Annotated in this window: 22 protein-coding genes; 9 read left to right on the plus strand and 13 right to left on the minus strand. The window is 56.6% G+C overall.

Features of this window, described 5'->3' with window-relative positions; genetic code table 11:
* Window positions 1-12 precede the first annotated feature (12 nt).
* A complete protein-coding gene (locus UB90_RS05430) occupies window positions 13-912 on the plus strand; it encodes a ParB/RepB/Spo0J family partition protein (RefSeq protein WP_065325586.1) in 900 nt (299 codons plus the stop codon).
* On the opposite strand, the gene UB90_RS05435 is transcribed toward UB90_RS05430, so the two are convergent.
* The 4 genes from UB90_RS05435 to rph are packed head-to-tail and all read right to left on the minus strand — an operon-like array spanning window position 902 to window position 3,730.
* Window positions 902-1,255, minus strand: a complete 354-nt coding sequence (locus tag UB90_RS05435; RefSeq protein ID WP_005616149.1) for a YbaN family protein — start codon at window positions 1,253-1,255, stop codon at window positions 902-904. The two genes, UB90_RS05430 and UB90_RS05435, sit on opposite strands and share 11 nt — an antisense overlap.
* A gap of 3 nt (window positions 1,256-1,258) precedes the next feature.
* On the minus strand, window positions 1,259-2,413 hold the full coding sequence (gene hemW / locus UB90_RS05440) for a radical SAM family heme chaperone HemW (protein ID WP_065325628.1): 1,155 nt from the start codon (window positions 2,411-2,413) through the stop codon (window positions 1,259-1,261).
* Window positions 2,406-3,020: an RdgB/HAM1 family non-canonical purine NTP pyrophosphatase gene (rdgB, locus tag UB90_RS05445; protein WP_009178084.1), complete on the minus strand. Its 615-nt coding sequence runs from the start codon at window positions 3,018-3,020 to the stop codon at window positions 2,406-2,408. The genes hemW and rdgB overlap by 8 nt, the downstream gene beginning before the upstream one ends.
* Entirely contained in the window at window positions 3,017-3,730 is a 714-nt protein-coding gene (gene rph / locus UB90_RS05450) for a ribonuclease PH (RefSeq protein WP_011540185.1), read from the minus strand. The genes rdgB and rph overlap by 4 nt, the downstream gene beginning before the upstream one ends.
* Window positions 3,731-3,868: 138 nt before the next feature.
* Here rph and hrcA point away from each other — a divergent pair, with 138 nt between their 5' ends.
* Both hrcA and UB90_RS05460 read left to right on the plus strand, forming a co-directional pair.
* Window positions 3,869-4,933 (plus strand): heat-inducible transcriptional repressor HrcA, encoded by a 1,065-nt coding sequence (gene hrcA, locus UB90_RS05455; RefSeq protein WP_065325585.1) that lies wholly within the window; start codon window positions 3,869-3,871, stop codon window positions 4,931-4,933.
* 9 nt (window positions 4,934-4,942) lie between these two features.
* Window positions 4,943-5,506 carry a nucleotide exchange factor GrpE gene (locus tag UB90_RS05460; protein ID WP_065325584.1) on the plus strand — a complete coding sequence of 188 codons (564 nt, stop codon included), beginning with the start codon at window positions 4,943-4,945 and terminating at the stop codon, window positions 5,504-5,506.
* Window positions 5,507-5,592: 86 nt separating this feature from the next.
* Here UB90_RS05460 and mutS read toward each other — a convergent pair whose 3' ends face one another.
* Window positions 5,593-8,232 carry a DNA mismatch repair protein MutS gene (mutS, locus tag UB90_RS05465; RefSeq protein WP_065325627.1) on the minus strand — a complete coding sequence of 880 codons (2,640 nt, stop codon included), beginning with the start codon at window positions 8,230-8,232 and terminating at the stop codon, window positions 5,593-5,595.
* A gap of 123 nt (window positions 8,233-8,355) precedes the next feature.
* Complete coding sequence (locus UB90_RS05470) at window positions 8,356-9,204, minus strand: flagellin (protein WP_065325583.1); 849 nt, start codon at window positions 9,202-9,204, stop codon at window positions 8,356-8,358.
* Window positions 9,205-9,528: 324 nt separating this feature from the next.
* On the opposite strand from UB90_RS05470, the gene UB90_RS05475 reads away from it, so the two are divergent.
* Together UB90_RS05475 and UB90_RS05480 are read left to right on the plus strand one after the other, a co-directional pair.
* On the plus strand, window positions 9,529-11,784 hold the full coding sequence (locus UB90_RS05475; protein WP_065325582.1) for an NADP-dependent malic enzyme: 2,256 nt from the start codon (window positions 9,529-9,531) through the stop codon (window positions 11,782-11,784).
* Between the two features lie 20 nt (window positions 11,785-11,804).
* A complete protein-coding gene (locus UB90_RS05480) occupies window positions 11,805-12,677 on the plus strand; it encodes a ribokinase (RefSeq protein WP_065325581.1) in 873 nt (290 codons plus the stop codon).
* A 78-nt stretch (window positions 12,678-12,755) separates the two neighbouring features.
* Here UB90_RS05480 and msrA read toward each other — a convergent pair whose 3' ends face one another.
* The 5 genes from msrA to UB90_RS05505 all read right to left on the minus strand — a co-directional run bounded on the left by msrA (window position 12,756) and on the right by UB90_RS05505 (window position 16,104).
* Entirely contained in the window at window positions 12,756-13,421 is a 666-nt protein-coding gene (gene msrA, locus UB90_RS05485) for a peptide-methionine (S)-S-oxide reductase MsrA (protein WP_065325580.1), read from the minus strand.
* Window positions 13,422-13,559: 138 nt separating this feature from the next.
* Window positions 13,560-13,841: an SCP2 sterol-binding domain-containing protein gene (locus tag UB90_RS05490; protein ID WP_065325579.1), complete on the minus strand. Its 282-nt coding sequence runs from the start codon at window positions 13,839-13,841 to the stop codon at window positions 13,560-13,562.
* A 93-nt stretch (window positions 13,842-13,934) separates the two neighbouring features.
* Complete coding sequence (locus UB90_RS05495; protein WP_009177946.1) at window positions 13,935-14,321, minus strand: DUF1036 domain-containing protein; 387 nt, start codon at window positions 14,319-14,321, stop codon at window positions 13,935-13,937.
* A gap of 98 nt (window positions 14,322-14,419) precedes the next feature.
* On the minus strand, window positions 14,420-14,881 hold the full coding sequence (locus UB90_RS05500; RefSeq protein WP_065325578.1) for a DUF1810 domain-containing protein: 462 nt from the start codon (window positions 14,879-14,881) through the stop codon (window positions 14,420-14,422).
* Window positions 14,881-16,104 carry an argininosuccinate synthase gene (locus tag UB90_RS05505; protein WP_065325577.1) on the minus strand — a complete coding sequence of 408 codons (1,224 nt, stop codon included), beginning with the start codon at window positions 16,102-16,104 and terminating at the stop codon, window positions 14,881-14,883. Before UB90_RS05505 ends, UB90_RS05500 begins: the two co-directional genes overlap by 1 nt.
* Before the next feature lie 131 nt (window positions 16,105-16,235).
* Between UB90_RS05505 and UB90_RS05510 the strand changes: the two genes are divergently transcribed.
* Window positions 16,236-16,994, plus strand: a complete 759-nt coding sequence (locus tag UB90_RS05510) for a hypothetical protein (RefSeq protein ID WP_065325576.1) — start codon at window positions 16,236-16,238, stop codon at window positions 16,992-16,994.
* A gap of 72 nt (window positions 16,995-17,066) precedes the next feature.
* A complete protein-coding gene (ilvA, locus tag UB90_RS05515; RefSeq protein WP_065325575.1) occupies window positions 17,067-18,293 on the plus strand; it encodes a threonine ammonia-lyase IlvA in 1,227 nt (408 codons plus the stop codon).
* 12 nt (window positions 18,294-18,305) lie between these two features.
* On the opposite strand, the gene UB90_RS05520 is transcribed toward ilvA, so the two are convergent.
* Window positions 18,306-18,629 carry an Hpt domain-containing protein gene (locus tag UB90_RS05520; RefSeq protein WP_009178192.1) on the minus strand — a complete coding sequence of 108 codons (324 nt, stop codon included), beginning with the start codon at window positions 18,627-18,629 and terminating at the stop codon, window positions 18,306-18,308.
* A 173-nt stretch (window positions 18,630-18,802) separates the two neighbouring features.
* On the opposite strand from UB90_RS05520, the gene UB90_RS05525 reads away from it, so the two are divergent.
* Window positions 18,803-20,074 carry a PP2C family protein-serine/threonine phosphatase gene (locus tag UB90_RS05525; protein WP_065325574.1) on the plus strand — a complete coding sequence of 424 codons (1,272 nt, stop codon included), beginning with the start codon at window positions 18,803-18,805 and terminating at the stop codon, window positions 20,072-20,074.
* 3 nt (window positions 20,075-20,077) lie between these two features.
* Here the strand turns inward: UB90_RS05525 and UB90_RS05530 are convergent, their stop codons facing one another.
* Window positions 20,078-20,521 (minus strand): NUDIX hydrolase, encoded by a 444-nt coding sequence (locus UB90_RS05530; protein WP_065325573.1) that lies wholly within the window; start codon window positions 20,519-20,521, stop codon window positions 20,078-20,080.
* A gap of 76 nt (window positions 20,522-20,597) precedes the next feature.
* On the opposite strand from UB90_RS05530, the gene hslO reads away from it, so the two are divergent.
* Window positions 20,598-21,575 (plus strand): Hsp33 family molecular chaperone HslO, encoded by a 978-nt coding sequence (gene hslO / locus UB90_RS05535; protein WP_065325572.1) that lies wholly within the window; start codon window positions 20,598-20,600, stop codon window positions 21,573-21,575.
* The last annotated feature ends 5 nt before the right edge of the window (window positions 21,576-21,580 follow it).

Here is a 21,580-nt window from a genome sequence, read left to right on the forward strand (position 1 = left end):
AAGGGGCGAACAATGGCAGATAAGAAACCAAAACCACGCGGCTTGGGACGTGGTCTCTCCGCGTTGATGGCGGATGTGAATGCGGAACCAGTGAGCACCGAAGGTGGGCGTCCGCCGCGAAATGCCGAAATTCTTGTGCCTATTGAAAAGGTTCAAGCTAATCCTGACCAGCCGCGACGCCAGTTTTTGCAGGAAGATTTGGATGATCTAACTGCATCGATCAAAGAGAAAGGGGTTCTTCAACCTCTGATCGTTCGCCCGCGCGATGGTGGAATATATGAGATCGTTGCGGGGGAACGTCGCTGGCGTGCTGCTCAAGCGGCGCAGCTTCATGAGGTTCCCGTTCTCATTCGCGACTATTCTGATGTCGAGATGCTCGAAGTTGCGATTATCGAGAACATTCAGCGTTCAGATTTGAATGCGCTGGAAGAAGCTCAAAGTTACAAGCAACTGATGGATAAGTTTGGCCATACGCAAGAGAAAATGGCCGAAGCGCTTGGTAAGAGCCGCAGCCACATAGCTAACTTTGTTCGATTGCTGCATTTGCCAGAGGATGTTCAGGGGCTGGTTCTAGATCGTAAGCTATCTGCCGGACATGCGCGGGCTCTGATTACATCTGACAATGCCTCCGAATTGGCGAAGAAAATTGTGAAAGGCGGCCTGTCCGTACGCGCAACCGAATCCTTGGTGAAGAAAGATGCAGCGGGTGTTGCCGGAACTTCGGGACCTAAGAGAGCTAAGACTCAGGTTGAGAAGGATGCTGATACACGGGCGCTAGAAAGCGATTTGTCTGCTATGATCCGGATGAAAGTTTCGATTGATCATAAGGCGGGAGGTGAGGCTGGTACGATGACAATCTCCTACGAGACGCTCGACCAGCTTGATGAATTGTGTAATTTGCTTAGCCGCTAGGGCGGGTCCAGATAAAGATCATTACGCAACCCAGTGTAATGGCCTGGATCATGAGCACGTAGATTGGTACCTGAAGAACAACTGACAGAATGAACACAGCGGCAACCGATGCGGTTGCCGCTTTTTTTGCACCTAGACGAATAGCGCCGTGTTCATTCCAATCTGAGATCATTGGGCCAAAGGTTGCGTGCGATAGCAACCAATTGTGCAGACGTTCGGACGATCTGGCGAAAAAAAATGCCGCAAGAAGAAGAAAGGGCACTGTAGGCAAGAGGGGAAGAGCGATACCGACCCCAGCCAGAAGGACACTAAAGAGACCAAGGCAGAGGTAAATAAATCTCATCAATCAATCCGTTAGCAGTTCACGGAGCACAGCATTCAGAACCGCACGCCCTTGAGACGTAGCCCTGAGACGAGCTCGGTCCACGACGATCATCCCCCAGTCGGTCAGTTCTTGGATTTTTTTCACTGACAATGGCTTACCGGCCAACGCTTCATGACGTTCAAGGTCTAGGCCTTCAAAAAGTCGCATCCCCATCATCATGTGTTCGACTACTTGATCTTCTGGTTTTAATATTTCGAAAGGCAATAGGCCTTGACCTTTTTTTACTGCATCCAACCATGCTCCGGGTGAGCGTGGAGCTTCGGTTGCATATCTTTGACCGTTCAGCGTGATCCTACCGTGGGCACCCGGACCGACGCCCACATAATCGCCGTAGCGCCAGTAAATTTGATTGTGGCGGCTTTCTGCGCCGGGGCGGGCGTGATTGGAAATCTCATACCCGGGAAGACCGTAGGCGTCGCAGATGTCTTGTGTTGCAAGATACATATCGGCGGCGTTGTCGCCTGTGGGGAGATCACGAAGTTTGCCGCGCGCGTAGCGATCTCCAAATGCGGTGCCGTCCTCTATGGTCAGCTGATAGAGGGAGAGGTGGTCGATCGCCATGCTAAGCGCCTCGGAAAGCTCTGCCTTCCATGCATCCAAGGTCTGGCCCTGACGAGCGTAGATCAGATCAAAGCTGACGCGATCAAAACAGCTGCGTGCGACGTCAAAGGCTGTGCGCGCCTCATCGACGGTATGAATGCGGCCCAGGCGACGCAAATCATCGTCGTTCAGCGCCTGTATCCCCATCGAGATGCGATTTACGCCAGCATCACGATAACCGGCAAATCGTCCCGCCTCGACAGAACCTGGGTTTGCCTCAAGCGAAATCTCAATGTCGTTGGCAAAGGTCCAGTTCTCGCGCGCCGCTTCAATCACGGCAGCGACCGTATCTGGATGCATCAGCGAGGGTGTGCCGCCGCCAAAGAAGATGGAATTCAGCAGGCGATCCGGGAGCAGTTCGCCCACGCGGCGCAGCTCGAATTGATAGGCGGTCACCCAGGCCGATTGATCGATCTGGGAAACCACATGGCTATTGAAGTCGCAGTAGGGGCATTTGGCCTGACAGAACGGCCAATGCACGTAGAGACCAAAGCCCCCGTTGCGCCAATCATCCACCAAAACACCCCTGTACAAACTGGGCCAATGCACGGCCACGATGGCTGATGCGGTTCTTCTCCGCCTTGTCCATCTGCGCGCAGGTCACGTCATAGCCTTCGGGCATGAACATTGGATCATAGCCAAAGCCGCCCTCGCCACGGATGGGCCAGACAAGGCGTCCGGGCATCACGCCCTCAAAGACCTCATCGTGACCGTCGGGCCACGCCAGAACCAAAGTGCAGCGAAATTGTGCGGTACGGGGGGCATCGGGGCCTTTTGCGGTAATTTCATCATTGGCGCGGGTCATCGCCATCATGAAGTCCCGACCCTGACCGGTCTCGGCCCAATCTGCGGTATAGACGCCGGGCGCACCATCGAGCGCGTCGATGGTGATGCCGCTGTCGTCCGAGAGGGCTGGGAGGCCGGTGGCCTTTGCCGCAGCATGCGCCTTGATCCGGGCGTTGCCGACGAAAGTGTCTTCGGTCTCTTCGGGTTCGGGCAGGTTCATTTCGCCCGCACCGACCACCTTCACGCCAAAGGGCGCGAGGATCTCGGTGATCTCGCCCAGCTTTCCTGCGTTATGTGTGGCGACCAGTAAGGTGTCGCCTTCGAATTTGCGGGTCATGCGCAGGCGGCCTTCTGCATCTCTGCGAGTTCGGATGTGCCTTTGGCTGCAAGGTCCATCAGTTCATTCATCTGATCGCGAGAGAAAACAGAGCCCTCGGCGCTCATCTGAACCTCGATCAGTTTGCCCGAACCCGTCATGATAAAGTTGCCATCAACGCCGGCTTCGGAGTCTTCGGGATAGTCGAGATCAAGAACGGGCTGGCCGGCATAGATCCCGCATGAAATGGCGGACACCGGATCAACCAGCGGGTCCATGGTGACGTCGCCCGCTTTCATCAGCTTGTTGACAGCCAGACGCAGAGCAACCCAACCACCGGTGATCGACGCGCAGCGGGTGCCACCGTCGGCCTGAAGCACATCGCAGTCGACAGTAATTTGGCGTTCGCCCAGAGCGACGCGGTCAACACCTGCGCGCAGGGCGCGGCCGATCAGTCGCTGAATTTCGACGGTGCGCCCGCCTTGTTTGCCGGACGCAGCCTCACGACGCATACGGGTATTGGTCGCGCGGGGCAGCATGCCGTATTCTGCGGTGACCCAACCCAAGCCAGAGCCTTTGATAAACGGGGGAACACGGTCCTCGATCGTTGCGGTACACAGAACATGGGTGTCGCCCATCTTGATCAGGCAGGAACCTTCTGCATGTTTGGTAAAGCCGGTTTCAATGGAAACGCTGCGCATTTCGTTCAGGGCACGTCCGGAGGGTCGCATGTGGATATCCTTTTGTTGTTGCTCCGTCGATACCGCCCGTGGGGTTGGCGATGCAAGGGTCATTGACCATATCGGAGGATGCGCTTTAGTGACAAATGAGAGGGACAGCGACTTCTGGCTGGAAACATCGGGTATGAGATGACGGACGCGAAATCCATTCTGCAGGATATGAACGATCGCTCACGCGAGGTGTTTCGCATTCTGGTCGAAAATTATCTGGATACTGGCGGTCCGGTAGGCAGCCGCACGCTGACCCGATCCCTGAGCGAGAAGGTTAGCGCCGCGACCGTCCGGAATGTCATGCAAGATTTGGAATATTTAGGTTTGCTGGACAGCCCGCATGTCAGTGCGGGGCGTATTCCGACGCAGATGGGGTTACGGCTGTTTGTCGATGGCCTGTTGCAGATGGGCGATCCGAGCCGGCAGGACCGCGAGATGATAGACCGCACGTTGGGGGATAACTCCAGCGATGTGGGCGGCATGCTGGACCGCGTGGGGGCTGCGCTTTCTGGTGTGACGCATGGGGCATCACTGGTGCTCACGCCTAAGCATGAGGCGGAACTGCGCCATATCGAATTTGTGTCTCTGGCGCAGGATCGTGCGCTGGTGGTGTTGGTGTTCTCGGACGGGCATGTGGAAAACCGGCTGTTCACGCCGCCGCCGGGGCAGACGCCAAGCTCGATGCGGGAGGCGGCCAATTTCCTCAACGCGCTGATAGAGGGGCGCACATTGAGCGACGTGCGCAAGGATGTGCAAGTCGAGATCGAAAAACGCCGTCAGGAGATAGATACGCTCGCAAGCGACATGATCGAAAGCGGGCTTGCAGCCTGGGAAGATGAGAGCGGCGATCAGGCGCGTTTGATCGTGCGGGGACGGGCGAATCTCCTTTCGGAAGATGGTGCGCCGGACGAATTGGAGAAGATCCGCAGCCTGTTTGACGATCTTGAACGTAAGCGTGACATCGCCGAATTCCTTGAACTGACCGAAGAAGGCGACGGTGTGCGCATTTTTATCGGCTCGGAGAACAAACTTTTCTCACTTTCGGGTTCCTCTTTGGTGGTGTCTCCATATATGAACGCTGATCGAAAGATCATTGGTGCGGTCGGGGTCATCGGCCCCACGCGCCTGAACTACGGACGGATTGTGCCGATCGTGGACTACACGGCACAACTGGTCGGGAAAATGGTATCCGACCGGAGCTAGAGGTGGATTATGGCAGAGCCCAAGAACGAAGACTTTTTGGACGATATCGAGGCAGCCGAAGCCGAGGAGCTGTCGGCTCAGACCGAGGAATTCGACGACGAAGCGCTGGAGCTGGACAGCTTGCGTGCGGAGCGTGATGAATACAAGGACCGCTTCATGCGCGCCTTGGCCGATGCGGAAAACGCGCGCAAGCGTGGCGACAAGGCACGGCGTGAGGCGGAGCAGTATGGCGGCTCCAAATTGGCACGGGACATGCTGCCGGTTTATGACAACATGAAGCGTGCGGTTGAGGCTGCGACCGAAGAGCAAAAGGCAGTTTCCGCTGCGTTGATCGAAGGGGTCGAATTGACCATGCGCGCGCTGCTGGACGTGTTCCAGAAGCACGGCATTCAGGTGGTAACACCTGACGTCGGAGACCGGTTTGACCCGCAGGTGCATGAGGCCATGTTCGAGGCACCCGTGCCCGGCACAAAGGCTGGTGACATTATTCAGGTGTCCGCTGAGGGCTTCATGCTGCATGATCGCCTGCTGCGGCCTGCACAGGTGGGTGTGTCGTCGACGCCCGCGTCTTAATAAAAATGGGCCTTGATGGGCCCATGCCTCCGGCGGAGGTATTTTAAAAAAGATGAAAGGGCGGCCGTTTGGGACCGCCCTTTTTCTTAGCTCTTGCTGGCGTCCTTTAGCCGGTAGAGGGCTTCGAGCGCTTCACGCGGGGTGAGATCATCGGGAAAGATCTCTTCAAGGAGCTTTTCTGCCGGTGAAGGGCCTTTGGCGGGTTTGGGCTGCGGCGCTGGCGCGGCTGCAAACAACGGCAGGTCATCGATTTGTACCTTGCCCGCGCCGCCGCCTTCACGGCTGCTTTTCTCCAGCATATCAAGGACGCTGCGCGCGCGCTCCACGACGGAAGCGGGCAGGCCCGCAAGTTGCGCCACTTGCACACCGTAGGAGCGATCTGCGGCGCCTTTTTTGACCTCATGCAGGAATATCACTTCGCCTTCCCATTCCTTGACCGAGACCGTGGCATTGTCGACACCGGGCAGTTTGGCGGCGAGTTGGGTCAATTCGTGGTAATGGGTGGCAAAGAGCGCGCGGGAGCGGTTGACCTCATGCAGATGTTCAAGCGTCGCCCAGGCGATCGACAGGCCATCGTAAGTGGCGGTGCCACGTCCGATTTCATCAAGGATCACCAACGCGCGGTCATCGGCCTGATTGAGAATCGCGGCAGTTTCCACCATCTCCACCATGAAGGTTGAGCGCCCCCGAGCGAGGTCGTCGGAGGCCCCGACGCGGCTGAACAGCTGGCTGACCATGCCGATGTGCGCAGATTCAGCCGGAACATAGCTGCCCATCTGGGCCAGGACTGCGATCAGCGCATTCTGACGCAGGAAGGTTGATTTACCAGCCATGTTCGGGCCGGTGAGCAACCACACTGCGGCGCCATCGTCCGTGCTGAGGTCGCAGTCATTGGCAACAAAGGTCTCGCCGCCTTGTTGGCGCAGCGCCTGTTCCACAACCGGGTGGCGGCCACCGTCCACGTGAAACGCGCGCGAGGTGTCGACCCGTGGGCGGGTCCAGTTCTCACCACGGGCCAAATCGGCCAATGCGGTCACCAGATCAATCTCGGCAAAGCCACGCGCGGCCTGATTGAGGCGCGCAGCACAGTCGAGGATCGCACTACATAGCCTTTGATAGAGCCGCTTTTCGATCTCCAGGGCCAGGTTTCCAGCATTGAGGATCTTGGTTTCGATCTCGCTCAGCTCCACCGTCGTGAAGCGTACCTGATTTGCGGTGGTTTGACGGTGGATGTAGGTTTCCGACATCGGTGCCGACTGCATTTTGGCGGCATGGGTCGCGGTGGTTTCGATGAAATAGCCAAGCACGTTGTTGTGCTTGATCTTCAGCGAGTTGATGCCTGTGTGTTCCGCGTATTTTTTCTGAAGACCTGCGATGACGGAACGACCCTCGTCGCGCAGGGTCCGGGCTTCGTCCAATTCGCTGTCGTACCCTGTCGCGATAAAACCGCCATCACGGGCGAGCAACGGTGGCTCTGCGATCAAGGCTGCGTCCAGCAAGGACAGAAGATCGTCAAATCCGCCAAGTGAGTTTCTGGCCTCTGTCAGAAGAGGCGGTAAGTCCTGATCCTGAAGTTCGCGCTCGATCTCTTCGCCTTGGCTCAGCGCGTTGCGAATGGCGGCGAGGTCGCGGGGGCCGCCGCGGTCCAGCGCAAGCCGCGACAGGGCCCGGTCGATATCAGGTGTCTTGCGCAAAAGGCCCCGCAGCGCATCACTGCGCGTCGGGTCCTCAACGGCGGCATCGAGCGCAGCAAGACGCGAAGAGATCACATCGAGATTGCGCGAGGGGCTGGAGAGCCGTTGTTCCAGTAGGCGCGCGCCCCCCGGGGTTACGGTGCGATCCACAACAGAGAGGAGCGATCCGGCGCGCCCCCCCGAGAGTGAGCGGGTGAGCTCCAAATTGCGCCGCGTCGAGGCATCGATTTGAACGGTGCGATCTTCGGACTCTTGCAAGGGTGGCTGCAAAAGCGGCAGTTTGCCTTTTTGTGTGATCTCCAGATAGTCCACCACAGCGCCCATCGCGGAGATTTCGGCTCGGCTAAAGGTGCCGAACCCATCGAGCGCGCCCACATTGAACAGGCGACAGAGACGTTTTTCGGCGGCAGTGCTGTCAAAACTGGCCTTGCCCAGTGGGGTCAGAGGGATCTTGTATTCATCCGCCAGCGGTAGCGTGGCGTCATAGACTGCGCCATCGGCGACGATCAGCTCTGACGGAGCAAGGCGCGCCAGCTCCGGGCTGAGCCGCACACGGGCGACTGGCATCACGTGGAACACACCGGTGGAAATATCGGCCCAGGCAAGCGCGGCCTGATCGCGCAGTTCCGAATAGGCCACGAGGAAATTGTGCCGACGGGCCTCCAGCAGGGAATCCTCGGTCAGTGTACCGGGTGTGACCAGACGCACCACATCGCGTTTCACAACGGATTTCGAGCCGCGCTTTTTGGCTTCGGCAGGGCTTTCTAGCTGCTCGCCTACAGCAACACGAAAACCCTTGCGGATCAGGGTTAGGAGATAGCCCTCTGCCGCATGCACGGGCACGCCGCACATGGGGATGTCTTCGCCTTCGTGTTTACCACGTTTGGTGAGGGCGATATCAAGCGCCTCGGCGGCGTTCACCGCATCTTCAAAGAACATCTCGTAGAAATCGCCCATGCGATAGAACAGCAGCGCATCCGGGTATTGCGCTTTAATCTCGAGATATTGCGCCATCATCGGCGTGACAGACATGCGAGCCCCCATTCGTCAGGTCGCATGACGTTTACATGGCTCGAGTCGCGAGGAAAACCCAGCAATCCAATGGCCGAACCCCGCATTTGCGGAACTCGGCCAGAGGTGTTGTTTTTGGGGCGATCAGGAGTAGAGCGACCGCAAGGATCCCGGTGAGGCGTTGGCAATAGAGAGAGACAGCCCGCTAAGCTGTTCCTGAGCGCTGAGGGCCTCGTATCGGGCGGCGGCGTCTTCCATGTCGGTATCGGTCAGCTCGCTGATGCCCATTTTGACGGCATCGCTGAGCTTGTCGAGAAAGACATCCTGCTCTGCCATTTGCTGCGCACCGGCACCGAGTGCCGCGGCACTGTCGGTGGCATAGCGCAAGAAGCCCTCGATTTCGCCAAGGGCGGTACGGGCTGAGGCCGCGTCGGTCACCGCAGTGCGGTTATTTATGTCAAAGCTCGTGCTGCTTTCGAAATCGACGCTGTCGACGGTGATGGTGGATTGCGTCGGCGCCGCGTCACCGGAGCGATCCTGAGACGCTGCGACCGTCAGCCCCGTGCCGCCATTGCCATCTGCGTTGGTTGCCAGAAGATTGACCCCGTTGAAGCCAGAAGAAGAAATGATCGTATTGATCTGCTCCGTCTTCTGGGCGAGCTGTTCCTCGATCATTGAGTAGTCGCCGACACCGGAACTGGCCTGGACTGTCAGCTCCTTCATGTCGGTCAAAAGCGAGGTGATTTGTTCCGCGCTGGCGGAGGCGACGGAAACCGTGGCCTCGCCGACGTTCAACCCGCTGGAGGTGGCCTGAAAGCCAGCCAGATCAGACCCCATGATTTCGGAAATAGCCCAGACCGCCGGAGCGTCCTTGGCCTTGTCGACTTCTTTGCCGGTGGAGATGTCGTCCTGGACATCCTCCTTTTCCACTTGCTTATTGGTAAGAACCCGTAGCGCAATCTCTGCGCCCGGGTTGGTGTTGATACTTGTCATTTGCGCACCCCTATATAACCCAATACCTGGTATGCATGCTTCGTTGGCCCATGCGGGCAAGGCCCGAACGGACGGGGGATGCCATTCTGACATATGCAGTCGACAGATGAGTCGCTGCGCCACTTGGGCAGCAAGTGCGGTTAAGAAACACCAAGGAACTGTAGCAAAGACGGGTCTGAATTGGGGCCAAACTTTGACAAACCCTTTCGATTTTAAGCCACGATTTGAAAGAAATGCAAAATAGTGAATTGTGAAAGCGGTGGATTGAGAGGCTGTGGCCGCTGGGATATGACAGTTTTCGACTAGGAGAGGACGAAGACCGACATGCCCAAAGCCAAGATCACCAATGAAGAGGCGCTGGCCTTTCACCTGGAACCCAGCCCTGGCAAATGGGAGGTCACCGCGACGGTCCCCATGACCACCCAGCGGGATCTGTCCTTGGCCTATAGCCCCGGCGTGGCGGTCCCCTGTGAGGCGATCGCCGAAAATCCCGAACTTGCCTATGATTATACCAACAAGGGCAACCTTGTTGCGGTGATCTCCAACGGGACGGCGGTTCTGGGGCTTGGTAATCTCGGCGCACTCGGCTCCAAACCGGTGATGGAAGGCAAATCGGTCCTCTTCAAACGCTTTGCGGATGTGAACTCCATCGACATTGAACTCGACACAGAAGATCCAGACGAGTTCATCAACGCTGTGAAGCTGATGGGGCCGACCTTCGGGGGTATCAACCTCGAAGATATCAAGGCGCCCGAGTGTTTCATCATTGAACAGAAGCTCAAGGAAGAGATGGATATCCCGGTCTTCCACGATGACCAGCACGGCACCGCAGTGATTTGTGCCGCTGGCCTGATTAACGCGCTGCATCTGTCTGGCAAGAAAATCGAGGATGTCCGGATCGTCCTTAATGGGGCAGGGGCTGCAGGCATCGCCTGTATTGAGCTGTTGAAATCCATGGGCGCGCGGCATGAGAATTGCATCGTCTGCGACACCAAAGGTGTGATTTATCAGGGCCGTACTGAGGGGATGAACCAGTGGAAATCTGCCCACGCGGTTAAGACCGAGTTGCGCTCTCTTGAAGACGCCATGAAAGGCGCGGATGTTTTCCTCGGCGTGTCGGTCAAGGGGGCTGTAACGCAAGAGATGGTGAAATCCATGGCCGATAATCCGGTCATCTTTGCCATGGCGAACCCCGATCCTGAGATCACCCCCGAAGAGGCGCATGAGGTTCGGGTGGATGCCATCGTTGCCACTGGGCGTTCGGACTATCCGAACCAGGTGAACAATGTGCTGGGCTTTCCCTACCTGTTCCGCGGGGCGCTCGACATTCATGCGCGCGCCATCAATGACGAGATGAAGATCGCCTGTGCCCACGCACTGGCCCGTCTGGCGCGCGAGGATGTGCCGGATGAGGTGGCGCTGGCTTACGGCAAATCCCTGTCCTTTGGTCGCGACTACATCATCCCGACGCCGTTTGACCCGCGCCTGATCCACCGTATCCCGCCTGCGGTTGCCAAGGCCGGGATGGATACCGGCGTGGCGCGCCGTCCGATCATCGACATGGACGCTTATGAACACGGCCTGCGGGGACGGATGGACCCGACGCAATCGATCCTGCGCGGCCTCAACGCGCGTGCCCGTGCGGCACAATCACGTATGATCTTTGCCGAGGGGGATGACCCGCGCGTGCTGCGGGCGGCTGTGACCTATCAGCGCTCGGGCTTTGGCAAGGCGCTGGTGGTTGGCCGTCAGGAGGATGTCAAAACCAAGCTCGAAGAGGCCGGTCTGGGCGATGCGGTGCGCGAACTGGAAGTGGTCAACGCGGCCAATACGCACCACTTTGATGCCTATAAGGAATTCCTTTATAACCGCCTGAACCGTAAGGGTTTTGATCGCAAGGATATCCACCGTCTGGTGGGACGTGACCGGCATGTGTTTTCTGCGCTGATGCTCGCGCATGGGCATGGCGACGGTCTGGTGACTGGGGCCACCCGGAAATCCGCGCATGTGCTGGAAAAGATCAATCACGTTTTTGATGCCGATGCAGAACATGGTGTGGCCGGGGTGACAGCGCTCTTGCACAAGGGGCGCATCGTGTTGATCGGAGACACGCTGGTACATGAATGGCCTAATGAGAACGATCTTGCCACCATCGCAGAGCGTGCAGCGGGTGTAGCCCGTCACATGGGGCTTGATCCACGGGTGGCCTTTGTGAGCTTCTCGACCTTTGGTTATCCGGTGTCGGAGAGGGCGGAGAAAATGCACATCGCGCCAACCGTTCTGGATAAACGCGGCGTTGATTTCGAATATGAGGGCGAAATGACCGTGGATGTGGCGCTGAACGCTAAGGCGCAGGAACACTATCCGTTCCAGCGTCTGTCTGGCCCGGCCAATATTCTGGTGGTGCCCGCACGTCATTCGGCTTCGATCTCGGTCAAGCTGATGCAGGAAATGGGCGGCGCTACAGTCGTGGGGCCGATCCTGTCGGGCGTCGATAAGCCGATCCAAATCTGTTCCACCACATCGACCGCCAATGACGTGCTGAACATGGCCGTTCTGGCGGCCTGTAACATCGGCTGAACCATAAAAGGAGGCTGTTTATGGCTATCTGGAACCTCGGTTCGATCAATATCGATATGGTTTACGCCCTGCCGCATATGCCGCAGCCGGGTGAAACGCTGGCAGCCACGTCCTTTGAACAAGGGCTGGGTGGCAAAGGCGCGAATATGTCTGTTGCCGCCGCGCGGGCGGGCGCCCATGCCTGCCATATCGGTGCGATCGGGCCGGAGGGAAAGTGGTGCGTGGACAGGCTGACTGAATACGGTGTCGATACGCGCCACATTGCGCAAATCGACACCGCCACCGGTCACGCAATCATTGCGGTCGACCCTGCGGGGGAAAACCAGATCATCCTTTATCCCGGTGCAAACCGAGTTCTGAGTGAAGATCAGATTGGTCAGGCGCTGAGTGCGGCGAACGCAGGGGACATTCTGTTGATCCAGAATGAAACCAACATGCAGGCTGAGGCTGCGGAAATGGGTCGTAAGCTCGGCTTGCGTGTCGCCTATGCAGCGGCGCCCTTTGATGCGGATGCTGTGCAGGCGGTTTTGCCCTTTATGGACCTGCTGTTCCTCAATGAGGTTGAGGCCGCGCAACTGGAGGAGGCGACGGGTAAAGCGCCGCATGATCTTGATGTACAGGATGTGATTGTCACATTGGGCGCAAAAGGCGCTCGGCATTTCGATGGCCGCTCCGGAGACGTGACGGATATTCCCGCGCTGAAGGTCACGCCCGTAGATACGACCGGGGCAGGGGACACATTCACCGGTTATGTGTTGGCCGCATTGGACCGTGGTCTGCCGATGGCGCAGGCGATGGCGCAGGCGTCACGCGCAGGTGCATTGATGGTCACGCGCCACGGTGCGGCAGATGTTATCCCAGATCTAAAAGAGGTTCAGAACGCCAAGTTTTGAAGTTCAGAAACCTGCGAACCACAAAAAGGGGCCCACTGCGGCCCCTTTTTTCATTTGTTTTGCAGTGTCTTTGTAGTGTCAGTGTGTCCCGATGAAGGGCGCATCTTTACCCCAGAGCTCTGCAACGCGGGCATCGCGACCACATGCGGTGCGATAGCGCTTGTAGGCTTTGGACTGGCGCAGTGGGCCAAAACGGGTCAGCACCAGATTGTCGCCTTTATAGTAATCCTGATGGTAATCTTCCGCCTTATAAAAAGTGGTGGCATCAAGGATTGGGGTTACGATGGCACGTCCCAGCGCAGCCTGAGCCTCTGACTTAATCCGCTCTGCCAGAGCCTTTTCGCCTTTGTTAGAGACGAATATCGCACTTCGATAGGGTGCTCCGCGATCACAAAATTGTCCGCCTGCATCCGTGGGATCAATCGAGCGGATGAACAGTTTCAACAAGCTCTCGCGGCTTACGACCGAAGGATCAAAGAGGATTTTCACCGCCTCATAATGTCCGGTTCCACCGCCTCCAACTTGCTTGTAAGTCGGGTTGCGCGTGGTGCCGCCAATGTAGCCAGAGACTGCCTCGGTGACACCTTTGACGGACTCAAAATCGCTCTCCACGCACCAGAAACAGCCTCCGGCAACGATGAGCGTTTCCTGCGTTTGTGCGCGCGCCTCAACCCCTCTGGTCAATGCGCCAATGATAATCAGCGCGGCCAGCGCGAAATGTTTGACTGTGTCCAGACGTCCCATGGCATCCTCCTAAAGGGCCAGCTCCTGCTAGCAAGGATCAGGATGCCCGAAGCTGAAAATCCAGCCAAGGTCATGACATCATTTGTCACGCATCGGTGACGGCAGTTTACCGGCCAGAACCCAAAAGGCCTGAGTGGTTCAGCCAATCAGTTTTCCCAGTTTCATCGCGACACCCATGTCGCCGGAAATCTTGATCTTGCCCATCATGACAGCTGTCATTGGGTTCAACTGACCGCGTAGGAGCTTTTTCAGGTTTTCCGTGCTGAGGCGCAATGTGCAGTCGGTGGGCTGCTCTCGAGTGGTCACAGAGCCATTATCAAGAATGATCACACCGTCAGTGCCACAGTCAAACTTCAACGATCCATCAAAGTTCTTCCCATCCAGGCCGTTGCGAATGTCTGTCGCAATCTGTTCCAGCATGAATGTCCCTCCCATGACGCCTATCCCACAGCCATAGGAGGTGCAGGCGTCATGTTACAAGCGTGACCAAGGGGAAAGGGAGGCGGCGGCTGATTAGTCGGTCAGGTTTTGAGTCCAGTCGAGCGAATTGCCGGTATCGACCTCAAAAAAACCACCAGTTTTATAGCCGCGTGAGGTGCAATTTTCATCACCCCGAATGGTGTAGGGGTCATTGATGTAGCAAAAAGAGTAATCCCCGGTCCAATTGCCGGTCTTGCTCTCAGCACGAACGTAATAGTAGCGGTTCTTCAGATCACCGACGACTGCAATCGCACATTCGTCTGGCTGAAGCGTCCACCAGCCCTCGGACACCCAGTCTTCACCATCTTTATAGCCAATGGACGCAAAGGCCTCATTGCTGGTCTCGTTGCAGATCTCAAAATCTGCAAGAGCTGCTGAGCCACAGAGCACCATCAGGGCGCTGACGATCAAAGGCCTCATGATGCCCTCCAAAGCTGATTACTCTGCACGAAATCTAACGAATCTGACGCTGAGCGCGACAGGTCATTTACGCAGAAATTTCCCCATTTTGATTTGGGTCAGCTGATTTCGTCAACCGTCGGCGTGCAGGGCGCACCGTAAAAGAAGGTTTGAATGATTTCCGCGCATTGCTCGGGGGCGTTTGGTGCGGCTGCAAAGAGCGTCATGGAAGAGCGCAGTTTCTTGGCGTCGACCTTGCCCAGAATATCAATGGCGGGTGTGTCATTGTGTGAGAGCATCAGGTCGCACACCTCAATAAGACGCTGGCGCAGAACCGGATGGTCCAGATAGGCCCGCGCTTCATTGACGTCCTCAAGCCCGTAGAGCTGCGACATATGAGATTGCCCAAGGCTGGCCAGTTGGGGAAAGACGAACCACATCCAGTGGCTCGTCTTTTTCCCGGCTTTCAACTCGGCGACGACATCGCCCCAGACCGCGTCCTGAGCCTCGACAAACATGTCGAGTTCTTCTTCCAGATCCTCTTCGGGGAACTCTTCTTCGAAGTCGTCGTCGATGCTCATTATTTCACTCGACGATTGCGAGCGGCGAGCAGCTTGAGGCGCAGCGCGTTGAGCTGGATGAAGCCCTGTGCGTCTTTTTGGTCATATGCGCCTGCGTCCTCTTCAAAGGTCACATGCGCCTCGGAATAGAGCGAATGCTCTGACCAGCGGCCAACGGTTTTGGCGGAGCCTTTGTAGAGTTTCAGACGGACGGTGCCGGTGACATGCTTCTGGCTCTCATCAATCAGCGCCTGCAACATTTCACGCTCCGGGGAATACCAGAAGCCGTTGTAGATCAGTTCCGCATAGCGCGGCATGATCGAGTCCTTCAGGTGGCCTGCACCACTATCGAGCGTGATCTGTTCGATACCGCGGTGCGCTTCCAGCAGGATGTCGCCGCCGGGGGTCTCGTAGATGCCGCGGGACTTCATGCCGACGAAACGGTTTTCCACAAAATCCAAGCGACCGATACCGTGCTTGCGACCATATTCGTTGAGTTGAGTCAGGATCGTCGCCGGGCTCATGGCCTCACCGTTGATCGCAACCGCATCACCTTTTTCAAAGGTGATTTCGATGAACTCAGGCGCGTCCGGCGCATCCTCGGGGTTCACTGTGCGCTGGTAGACATAATCCGGCGCCATTTCCGCCGGATCTTCCAGAACCTTGCCCTCGGAAGAGGTGTGCAGCAGGTTTGCATCTACCGAGAAGGGCGCTTCGCCGCGCTTGTCCTTGGCGATTGGGATCTGGTTTGCTTCGGCAAATTCCAGCAGTTTGGTGCGCGAGGTCAGATCCCACTCACGCCACGGCGCGATCACTTTGATATCAGGGTTCAGTGCATAAGCGGACAGCTCGAACCGCACCTGATCGTTGCCCTTGCCGGTTGCACCATGGGACACCGCATCGGCACCGGTGGCTTCTGCAATCTCAACAAGACGCTTGGAGATCAGCGGACGCGCAATCGAGGTGCCCAGCAAATAGAGGCCCTCATAGACCGCATTGGCGCGGAACATCGGGAAGACGAAATCGCGGACGAACTCTTCGCGGATGTCCTCGATAAAGATGTTTTCCGGCTTGATGCCCAGAAGCTCTGCTTTTTTGCGCGCAGGCTCCAGTTCCTCGCCCTGGCCGAGATCGGCGGTAAAGGTGACAACCTCGCAGCCGTATTCGGTCTGCAACCATTTCAGGATGATCGAAGTATCAAGGCCACCGGAGTAGGCCAGCACAACTTTCTTGGGCGCGGACATGGGTTTTCCTCTTGATCAGAACGTCAAGCGCCGTAGCGCCTTTTGCATCGGGTTGCAAGGTTTACGGGGTTTCCTACACCTGAACTGATGATAAGATATCGAGCAAATTTCCAGACCTAGAGGATATTTAAGTGACTGGTTGGAAGATATTTTCTCATTCCCTGAGCATGGTTTTGCGGAATTTGGGTTGGGCCTTGCAGATTGCATTGGTCCCGGTGCTGATCGCGATGGTCTGTATTGCCGCCCTGCTATGGGGGCAATTCGGCGAGCTGTTGGATAACCAAGGAAGACTGGATTATGTACCCAGTGGTGGTTTAGTGACGTCGATCCTGCTGTCTGTCGTGATCTTCATTGCGGCGGAGCTTTGGGTGTTCGTCAGCTGGCACCGCTTTGTTTTGCTTGAAGAATACCCGACAGGCTGGATTCCGAAATTTCACGGGGACCGCATTCTTGCGTATTTTGGCACCAGCTTGTTGCTTGGTCTGGTCATCATATTGGCTTGGATTGTGATTGGGGGCGTATTTACTGCGGTGGGTGCGATGCTCAGTTCGACAGTTTTCAGCATCATCGTGCTCTTCATCGCCATGATCGCGATTGGCATCCTCTTCTTCCGCTTGCTTCCCACACTTCCCGCTGCGGCGATTGGAGAAAAACTCAGCTTCAGCGAGTCGATGGAGGCCACCAAAGGGACAGCAGGTACCGCTATCGTGTTGTTTCTCGTGCTTATGCTGGTCCAAATACTACTGCAGCTCATAACCAACGTTTCGATCTACGTGTTCGCACCCTTGGGCCTTGTGTTTGCGGTTGTCTCTGCGCTCATCATGACGTTGGTAAATGTGTCTATCCTGACGACGATTTATGGGCATTACGTGCAGGGGCGCGCGATCTGATCGTAGCCCAATCGACTGAGTGATCTGTCGCGCCCTCTTGCCTTGGGCGCGGCTTTGGGCCACCAAATCCCCATGACCAACTTCCGGACCCAGGCCAAAGCGGCCGAGGCGGCGATGCGCGATGTCTTCCCGCCCACGCCGCTGCAACGCAATGAACTTCTGTCTCAGCGCTTTGGCGCGGATATCTACCTCAAGCGCGAGGATCTGAGCCCCGTGCGCTCGTATAAGATCCGCGGCGCGCTGAATGCCATGCGCAAGCAGACTGGCAAGGATCTGTTTGTCTGTGCCTCGGCGGGAAACCACGCTCAGGGCATGGCCTATATGTGCCGGCAAATGGACAAGCGGGGTGTGATTTTTATGCCGGTGACAACACCGCAGCAGAAAATCCAGAAAACCCGTATGTTCGGTGGAGATAACGTCGAAGTTCACCTGATTGGCGACTATTTCGATGACACGCTCGCGGCCGCGCAGGCGTGGTGCGCCGAAAAGGGCGGGTATTTTTTGTCACCCTTTGACGATGCCGATGTCATTGAAGGTCAGGCTTCAATCGCGGTTGAGATCGAAGCGCAGCTTGGCAAGGCCCCGGATCATATTGTGTTGCCTGTCGGCGGCGGCGGGATGTCGTCGGGTGTGGTTCAGTATTTTGGCGATGACGTACACGCTTTGCTCGTCGAACCCGAAGGTGGTGCTTGCCTGAAGGCGGCGCTTGAGGCCGGTCAACCTGTGCCGTTGGGGCGGGTTGATACGTTTGTGGATGGCGCGGCCGTCGGTAAGATCGGCGAACGTCCGTTCGACATCCTACGCACTGTGCCGCTCCCGGATGTGCTGACCCTGTCAGAAGATCGCATCTGTACTACCATCCTTGAGATGTTGAACGTCGAGGGCATTGTGCTGGAACCCGCAGGCGCTCTGGCTGTCGAGGCGCTGGGCGACCTGCGGACTTGGATCAAAGGCAAGACCGTCGTGTGCCTGACATCTGGTGGAAATTTTGATTTCGAACGCCTGCCAGAGGTCAAGGAACGGGCGCAACGTTATTCCGGCGTGAAGAAATACTTCCTGTTGCGGCTGCCGCAGCGTCCCGGCGCGCTGAAGGAATTCCTGAATATCCTTGGCCCTGACGACGATATTGCACGCTTTGAATACATGAAGAAATCTGCGCGCAACTTTGGTTCGGTATTGATCGGGATTGAGACCAAGCAACCGGAGAATTTTGCGCCACTCTTTGCGCAACTTGATGCGGCTGGGTTCACCTACACTGACATCACCAATGACGAAACACTGGCACAATTTGTAATCTGAGGCCGCTTGGCCTCAGGACATTGTTTTTACGTCAGCAAGGAAATGTGCTTTGGACTGGTCATAGCTGGCAAAGACCCGAGACAGGTCGACAGCGTCGGCTTGTCCGTTTGCAGACAGGCGCTCACCCTCAAAGCAGAGGTCGGAAAAGTCTTGGAACCCCAGGTTCAGGGCGCTGCCTTTTAGAAAATGCAGATCCTGCTCAAGCTGCGACCGGTCGCCGGACTTGAGTTTATCAATGACGCCTTCGACCTCTTCGAGGAAGAGTTCGATCACTTCCTCAAAGCCGTCATCTCCGACTTCTTCTTTCAGTTCGCGTACGCGTGGCCAATCAATCATCGTCTTCTTCCAACACTTTCGGGCGAGACCTGTCTAGCCTATGTCAAAGTGAGTAAAAGTATAGTAAAGAACAAAAAATCGACTAAAAGTGTATTTTTCATCAGCTATTAAGCTGATCAGGTGTTTTCTAAGAAGGTCACGAGGGGACACGCCGCGTTAATGAGGGATTGTCGGTGCTGCCAGAGCATTCAATTGAAGGCGAAGACGTGCCTGTGAGCGGGTCCATCCGACGAGTGTTGGTAGTGGACGACAGCCGCTTGCAGCGTCGTATCCTTGTCGCATCACTGAAAAAGTGGGGTTTTGACGTTGTCGAAGCCGAAGGCGGTGAGGAAGCGATGGATATCTGCCGCGCCGATCCGCCTGACCTCATTCTTAGCGATTGGATGATGCCGGGAATGAACGGCATCGATTTTTGCCGTTCCTTTCGTGCGGAATCCCATGAGGCCTATAGCTACTTTATTCTGCTCACCTCGAAGAGCGAGAAAAATGAGGTCGCAGAAGGGCTTGATGCTGGCGCTGACGATTTTCTGACGAAGCCTGTTAGTTCTGACGAACTGCGCGCCCGTATTTCTGCGGGCGAGCGGATTTTGCGCATGCAGCGAGAGCTGTTTGAGAAAAACCGGATCGTGTCGGAAACTCTCGATGAACTGCAGACCGTTTACGACGCCATCGACAAAGACCTTATTCAAGCACGTAAAATTCAGGAATCTCTGGTCCCGGAACTGACCCGTGGGTTCGGTGCATCGGAAGTGAACCTGCTGCTGAAACCCTGCGGCCATATCGGTGGCGATTTGGTCGGAATGTTTTCGCCGGGAATCAACCGACTTGGGTTCTATTCGATTGATGTATCCGGCCACGGGATCACGTCGGCAATGATGACAGCGCGATTGGGTGGATATCTGTCGTCCACTTATTTCGATCAGAACGTCGGCATGGAAAAGAAGTTCAACCGCTTCTATGCCTTGCGCCCACCGGAAGAGGTGGCAAGCGTATTGAACGCGCGTCTGATTGCCGACACCGGGATCGAAGAATATTTTACCATGGCCTACTGCATCGCCGATCTGCGCACAGGCGTGGTCAAGATGGTGCAGGCGGGGCACCCTCATCCCTTGCTGCTGCGTGCGGATGGCTCCATGGAGTTCATCGGTCGGGGTGGTGTGCCGGTGGGGCTGGTGCCAGATGTCGACTACGAGCAAGAAGAATTCATCATGGAGAAGGGCGACCGGCTGCTTCTTTACTCCGATGGCTTCACCGAGGCGCATCTGAAAGATGGGTCTATGCTTGATACCGAGGGTCTCGTCGATCTCGTTAAGCAATGCGATCCCAAGCGCAGCGGCAAAGAGTTCTTGGATGACCTCTATTGGCATCTCACCCAAGTGATGGGGGATGATAAGGGGTTGGAGGATGATATCTCCGCCACTTTGTTCGAATATCAGGGGCCCTGATATTCAGCTCAGGCGCGCAAGTAACGCGGCAAAATACTGATCTCCCGCATTGCCGAGCACTTCGCTCGCATCTTCGATACGCATCCAAAGAGCGACATGGTCCTTCTCGACCGGTTCACTCAGCTGCAGCACCGGGCGCGCAGTATATATATGGCAGATCTTTTCCGCCCAAAGGTCGTATTCGGGCATATAGACAAAACGGCGAAAGGCTCCGATACGTTTTGGGGTGGCAATCTTCCAGCCGGTTTCCTCGTATACCTCACGGTGCAACGCGGGAATGGGTGATTCGCCCTCATCAATGCCGCCACCAGGAAGTTGAATGTCCGGGGCCGGACCGTACTGACAGGTCAACAATAGTTGGCCATCACGTGGCAGCAACGCGTATGCACCGGGGCGCACACGATAGGTCTGATCTCTGCGCGGAGCCTCTCCAAAACGTCTGATCACCGGTCTCCCCTTCACTCTGATGCTGAAAAGCCTATATAGCGTCGGTATGCCAATACCCGGCCGTTAAGGAAACCCCATGACACTTGGTTCGAAAATCGCGTGGGACGATACCGTCCTGCCCTTCCAGCTTGATGCATCCGACATGCGTGGCCGCGTGGCGCGGCTGGACGGCGTGCTGGATGGTATCCTGAAACAACATAATTACCCGCAACCGGTAGAGGCTCTGGTCGCCGAGATGGCGCTGCTGACGGCGCTGATCGGCCAGACCATGAGCCTGCGCTGGAAGCTGTCGCTGCAGGTACAGTCCAAGGGTGCGGTGCGGATGATCGCAACCGATTATTATGCCCCGGAAAAAGAAGGCGAGCCTGCCCGAATTCGCGCCTACGCGAGTTTTGATGCCGACCGCATCACCGATGGCGCGCCTTTTGAGCAGGTGGGCGAGGGTTACTTTGCGATCCTGATCGACCAGGGCGAAGGCACGCAACCCTATCAGGGGATCACCCCACTGGCTGAGACCTCATTGTCGCAATGTGCCGAAGCCTACTTCGCGCAGTCTGAACAATTGCCGACGCGCTTCTCTCTCAGCTTTGGTAAAAGCTCTGAACCGGGTAAACCCGAACACTGGCGCGCTGGTGGCATCATGCTTCAACATATGCCCAAGGCCTCGCCCTTTGCCGCGCAAAATGATGGCTCTGGAGAAGTTCTGACAGCTGCTGATCTGGTTTCGGGTGAAGAAGAAGAGAACTGGAAACGCGTCAATATTCTACTGGAAACGGTGGAGGATTTAGAACTCATCGGCCCTTCGGTTTCGCCGAGCGAGCTGCTTTTGCGCCTGTTCCACGAAGAACGTCCTCGGGTCTATGATGCGCAATCCGTACGCTTCGGGTGCACATGTTCCGAAGAACGCGTGCGCCAAAGCCTGTCGATCTATTCGGCCAAGGACATCAAAACGATGACCACCGATGATGGACGGGTGACCGCGGACTGTCAGTTCTGCGGCGCGCATTACAATCTCGACCCTGCGACGCTTGGCTTTGACGCCTCGCAGGAGTGAATCCT

It is taken from the genome of Tritonibacter mobilis, assembly GCF_001681715.1.
Classification (GTDB): Bacteria; Pseudomonadota; Alphaproteobacteria; order Rhodobacterales; family Rhodobacteraceae; genus Epibacterium; species Epibacterium mobile.

Bases quoted from the DNA above. Each gene is read 5' to 3' on its own strand.
- UB90_RS05430 (WP_065325586.1), top strand. From the start codon at position 13: ATGGCAGATAAGAAACCAAAACCACGCGGCTTGGGACGTGGTCTCTCC.
- UB90_RS05435 (WP_005616149.1), bottom strand. From the start codon at position 1,255: ATGAGATTTATTTACCTCTGCCTTGGTCTCTTTAGTGTCCTTCTGGCT.
- rdgB (WP_009178084.1), bottom strand. From the start codon at position 3,020: ATGACCCGCAAATTCGAAGGCGACACCTTACTGGTCGCCACACATAAC.
- rph (WP_011540185.1), bottom strand. From the start codon at position 3,730: ATGCGACCCTCCGGACGTGCCCTGAACGAAATGCGCAGCGTTTCCATT.
- hrcA (WP_065325585.1), top strand. From the start codon at position 3,869: ATGACGGACGCGAAATCCATTCTGCAGGATATGAACGATCGCTCACGC.
- UB90_RS05460 (WP_065325584.1), top strand. From the start codon at position 4,943: ATGGCAGAGCCCAAGAACGAAGACTTTTTGGACGATATCGAGGCAGCC.
- mutS (WP_065325627.1), bottom strand. From the start codon at position 8,232: ATGTCTGTCACGCCGATGATGGCGCAATATCTCGAGATTAAAGCGCAA.
- UB90_RS05470 (WP_065325583.1), bottom strand. From the start codon at position 9,204: ATGACAAGTATCAACACCAACCCGGGCGCAGAGATTGCGCTACGGGTT.
- UB90_RS05475 (WP_065325582.1), top strand. From the start codon at position 9,529: ATGCCCAAAGCCAAGATCACCAATGAAGAGGCGCTGGCCTTTCACCTG.
- UB90_RS05480 (WP_065325581.1), top strand. From the start codon at position 11,805: ATGGCTATCTGGAACCTCGGTTCGATCAATATCGATATGGTTTACGCC.
- msrA (WP_065325580.1), bottom strand. From the start codon at position 13,421: ATGGGACGTCTGGACACAGTCAAACATTTCGCGCTGGCCGCGCTGATT.
- UB90_RS05490 (WP_065325579.1), bottom strand. From the start codon at position 13,841: ATGCTGGAACAGATTGCGACAGACATTCGCAACGGCCTGGATGGGAAG.
- UB90_RS05495 (WP_009177946.1), bottom strand. From the start codon at position 14,321: ATGAGGCCTTTGATCGTCAGCGCCCTGATGGTGCTCTGTGGCTCAGCA.
- UB90_RS05500 (WP_065325578.1), bottom strand. From the start codon at position 14,881: ATGAGCATCGACGACGACTTCGAAGAAGAGTTCCCCGAAGAGGATCTG.
- UB90_RS05505 (WP_065325577.1), bottom strand. From the start codon at position 16,104: ATGTCCGCGCCCAAGAAAGTTGTGCTGGCCTACTCCGGTGGCCTTGAT.
- ilvA (WP_065325575.1), top strand. From the start codon at position 17,067: ATGACCAACTTCCGGACCCAGGCCAAAGCGGCCGAGGCGGCGATGCGC.
- UB90_RS05520 (WP_009178192.1), bottom strand. From the start codon at position 18,629: ATGATTGATTGGCCACGCGTACGCGAACTGAAAGAAGAAGTCGGAGAT.
- hslO (WP_065325572.1), top strand. From the start codon at position 20,598: ATGACACTTGGTTCGAAAATCGCGTGGGACGATACCGTCCTGCCCTTC.